This window comes from Alteromonas sp. DY56-G5 (genome assembly GCF_041414725.1).
GTDB classification, from domain to species: Bacteria; Pseudomonadota; Gammaproteobacteria; order Enterobacterales; family Alteromonadaceae; genus Alteromonas; species Alteromonas macleodii.
Genome location: NZ_JANHZQ010000095.1, coordinates 1 through 3,759, shown reverse-complemented (window position 1 = coordinate 3,759; position 3,759 = coordinate 1). Strand labels below are relative to the sequence as shown.

Sequence of the window (3,759 nt, the reverse complement as noted above, 5' to 3'; positions counted from 1 at the left end):
ATGAATGTTCCCTTTATTTTTTATCTTACTGAATTTTAGTCATTATTTGTGGGGATACCTCAGGGTCAGAGTACATTATCGATCTAGCTAACCTGAATATTGGGGTCAGAGTACATTATTACGCTGGGTTACTAACTCAGCGAAGAGCTTTTTTAGAGCGGGGCCATCAAAGTTACTCCGACCCCATAGTTCGAGTTATGGGGTCAGAGTACATTATTACGCTGGGTTACTAACTCAGCGCCGAGCTTTTTGAGAGCGGGGCCATTTAAGTTACTCTGACCCCATAGTTCGTGATTAGTCGTGAAGCGATGGATCTGGTGCAACCATATCGGCTTCTTTTTTGTGTTCAGGGACATCCACTTTACCCGAGGCTATGACTTCGCCTTCCTGCCATAGCTTCCACTCACCCCGTTCGTAGATATCCCACTGTTCATCGTTTGTTAGCGGTTCAGTAGCAATAATGCTCACTACATCTTTTGGCGTGGTTTCAGCTGCAAAATCAATTTCCACCTCTACATCACTCAAACAAGCGGGGCCAAAAGGTGCTCTGCGGGTAATGCTAGCTAACTTTGTACTACAGAACGTAAATAACCAGTCGCCATTGCTCAGCAAGCAATTGAATACACCTTGCTGAGCGTACTCCTTTGCAAGTGAAACTAACGTTTCAGCTAACTGCTCAGGCATAACGTTTCGAAGGAGGTTTTGCCTAACGTTATTCATAATATCGCAGAAAAGCTCTTCGCTATCGGTATCCCCAACTGCTTCGTAAATACCCATTCGACGTGAGAAGTTAGGTAGTTGCCCGTTGTGCGCAAACACCCAGTATCGCCCCCACAGTTCGCGAGTAAAGGGATGCGTGTTAGCTAAGTTAATGTTACCCACATTAGCCTGACGAATATGGCAAATCGCATTCTTGCTTTTTATAGGCAACTTCGAAACAAAGTCTGCGATGGGTGATGTGGCGCAAGGCTCGGGATCGTGAAACATACGCACGCCCTTCCCTTCATAAAAAGCAACTCCCCAGCCGTCTTTATGCGGCCCTGTTTCACCACCGCGGCGAGTCAGCCCGGTAAAACTAAAACATAGGTCAGTAGGAGTGTTCGCACTCATGCCTAAAAGTTCACACACAACGTTTGTTACCTATAGCAGTTATTTCATTAAGTATGTCGAGAATACGCAAGCACTCGAGCCGAATCAATTCGACATTGGTTCGTAATAAAGGAGAGGCAACAGACCTTACAACCCATTTAACTTTTTAAAGACAATAACCTTCATACCACTTTATTTTAATTGAATTGCGTAAAAACGTCCGTTTTATGTTACCTCCCCTTTCATTTATAGTTAATAATAATGATAATCAATTGCAAACAAACCACTCTTTCATATGTATGATGCGCTACCACTCTTTCTCGATTTATTCCTTTTTCGTCATCGCTTTATCTTCGGTGATGCTGCCCTACACTTCACTCGCTAAGCAGGTTTCGCCTTTAACCCACATCGCTACTACTGCGAACAACAAGATAAATCAAACCTTTAAGCATTTATTAAGCGAACATCAAATCGTGGCAATTGGTGATATACACGGCTCCGCAGCACCGACAGAGCTCTTAATCAACGCTCTGTCTGATCGTGATATCTTTGAGAGTGTCGACGTTATTGTGACTGAGTTTGGTAATAGCCATTGCCAAGCTGAGTTGGATGATTATTTGCTTAATCCCAATACAAAGGTTTCACTGCAAGAATTAGAGCCTTTGTGGCAGGACAGTATTTATTTTATGGCGTGGCAATATGAGCATTACCGCCATTTTGTGCAGACACTAAGGTTACTCAATGCACCGTCAAACCATAAAGTTCGCATAGCTCTTGCTGAACCAGAGTTTAAATGGGAAAGATTGAGCAAAGAGCAATGGCAGTCTCTCACCAAAACACGCATTGTGAACTATGAGAAAACTGTGAAGCAGGTAGCTGAACAAAACGATAAAGCGATTCTTCTGTTTGGCGCAATGCATACATTAAAGCAGCCTGTATCGTTAAAGCGGGGTGAAGCAATCAATGAGTTTGTGCCCTTTATTTCTAAGCTTAAGGACCTAAATATTGCGACGATATGGACCCATTTTTCTACATCGACAATACCTGATATTTCTAATCCTACGCTTGTTTTGCTTAACGAAAAGAGTGAATTGAACTCCCCTTTATCCAGCGTTTCAGCACGATTTGCAGACGGCACAAATCAAAAGCTTTCAGACGTTGCTGACGCATACTATTACCCAGGTCCTTTGGACCGGCATGCGCAAATGCCTTCACATATTAAACAAAACAGCCAGTGGCACGACGAAATGAATCGGCGCGCCGCAATAGTTGACAAAAGAGTCTCAGCACAAATCGCTAAGCAATTAGCTGAATGGCAAGCCAAAACCGACTTGCAATACGAAATTATGGGGTCAGAGTACTTTTTTAGTAATGTACTCTGACCCCATTTATTCGGTGTTAAGCTGACAAATCCCATGTAATGCTGACGGGTCATCGACACTGAGATAAAGTGTGTCCATCGGCTCAATAAAAGTCGCTAAACCAGAGTAATACTTTTGTTCTGACACAAAGGTAAGCTTAACGTTTGCGTTGCCTCTACCGAAATGGAACTGTTCTTGTGTTGAAGCTGCTGTCCAACTGCCTGTTTCTACTTGTTGAATATTGGAAAGTGGAATAACAGTCATTCCCCACCATGAATTATTCACCATAAGCTTATCTTTTATAAGGTAAACAGAGTAATACTTGCTGACTCTGTAGTTAGCAATGAACATCACTATGAGGTAAAAAACCAAAGTTGCCACCACAATGGCAACCGTTTCACTCCAAAGTGTATGGCGAGATAACTTGCATACGTCGCAACTACAAGCGCTACACAAACCAGTGACACATGCCACCACTGTGCGGACCATAAATGCAGATTGGCTATGGCGGGAACATGGTTTCTACTAAAACGAGGAATGGCGTAGTACCAACTGGCGGGCTCATGAGCAAACATAAGTGCCAACTCTAACTTCTTTGCTTCCTTTGATCCTTTTTCATAAATGTTATCGCCTTCATATTGTTCCAGCATATGAATTCGCGGGTCGCCAGAGAGCTTTCGAGCCCCCCACAACGCTTTAACTATCGTTACCAGAAGGAGAATTTCTATCACCATCAATACGGCAATAACCGGGTATTTAAGGTAGGTAATGAATTCAAAGTAATAGGCTAACTGCTCTGGATAGTTATAGCGTGCGACCAAACTACTTAAAGAAAAAACTAACAATAATTTCCACAGAGCCTGATTGCCAATTTGAATAATCCAGAAATAGTAAAGTACAGGCAAAAAGACAAAATATGCCAACGTAACCAGCACGGTATTACGCCACTGTGTGCTAGCCCAAACACTTTCAAAGGAGAGGGTTATTTCAGGAAGTGTTTCAGGTAAAAATAACGTTCCTACATAAAAGCAGGCAGCAGCAACTATTAAAAAAGCTATCCGGTATTTAACGGGTTTGCGCATAATTCATCCCTGATGCGTTGAACAAGCTGGCTGAATGCCGAACCAGCGTTACACCTACCATACTGAAAATGCGCCGAAACCAAAAGCGTAAATCGTAAAACTAATGGGGTCAGAGTACATTACTTAGAAATGTACTCCGACCCCATTAATTTAATGTACTCTGACCCTGAGGGATCCCCACGAATTTAATTCCATGTGCTTCCGGCCCATGCACTGTCTACTATGGA

At 42.9% G+C, this 3,759-nt stretch carries 4 protein-coding genes; 1 reads left to right on the top strand and 3 read right to left on the bottom strand.

Annotated features, from left to right (window positions below; all coding sequences use genetic code 11):
• Positions 1-294 precede the first annotated feature (294 nt).
• The gene (locus NO989_RS21565; protein ID WP_371343178.1) at positions 295-1,128 is read right to left on the bottom strand and encodes a class II glutamine amidotransferase; all 834 of its coding nucleotides are present in this window, start codon (positions 1,126-1,128) and stop codon (positions 295-297) included.
• A 233-nt stretch (positions 1,129-1,361) separates the two neighbouring features.
• Here NO989_RS21565 and NO989_RS21560 point away from each other — a divergent pair, with 233 nt between their 5' ends.
• The gene (locus NO989_RS21560) at positions 1,362-2,471 is read left to right on the top strand and encodes a hypothetical protein (RefSeq protein WP_371343177.1); all 1,110 of its coding nucleotides are present in this window, start codon (positions 1,362-1,364) and stop codon (positions 2,469-2,471) included.
• Positions 2,472-2,477: 6 nt separating this feature from the next.
• On the opposite strand, the gene NO989_RS21555 is transcribed toward NO989_RS21560, so the two are convergent.
• Entirely contained in the window at positions 2,478-2,738 is a 261-nt protein-coding gene (locus NO989_RS21555; protein WP_371343176.1) for a hypothetical protein, read from the bottom strand.
• Between the two features lie 65 nt (positions 2,739-2,803).
• Positions 2,804-3,532, bottom strand: coding sequence for a hypothetical protein (locus tag NO989_RS21550; protein WP_371343175.1), 729 nt, complete (start codon positions 3,530-3,532; stop codon positions 2,804-2,806).
• Positions 3,533-3,759 lie beyond the last annotated feature (227 nt).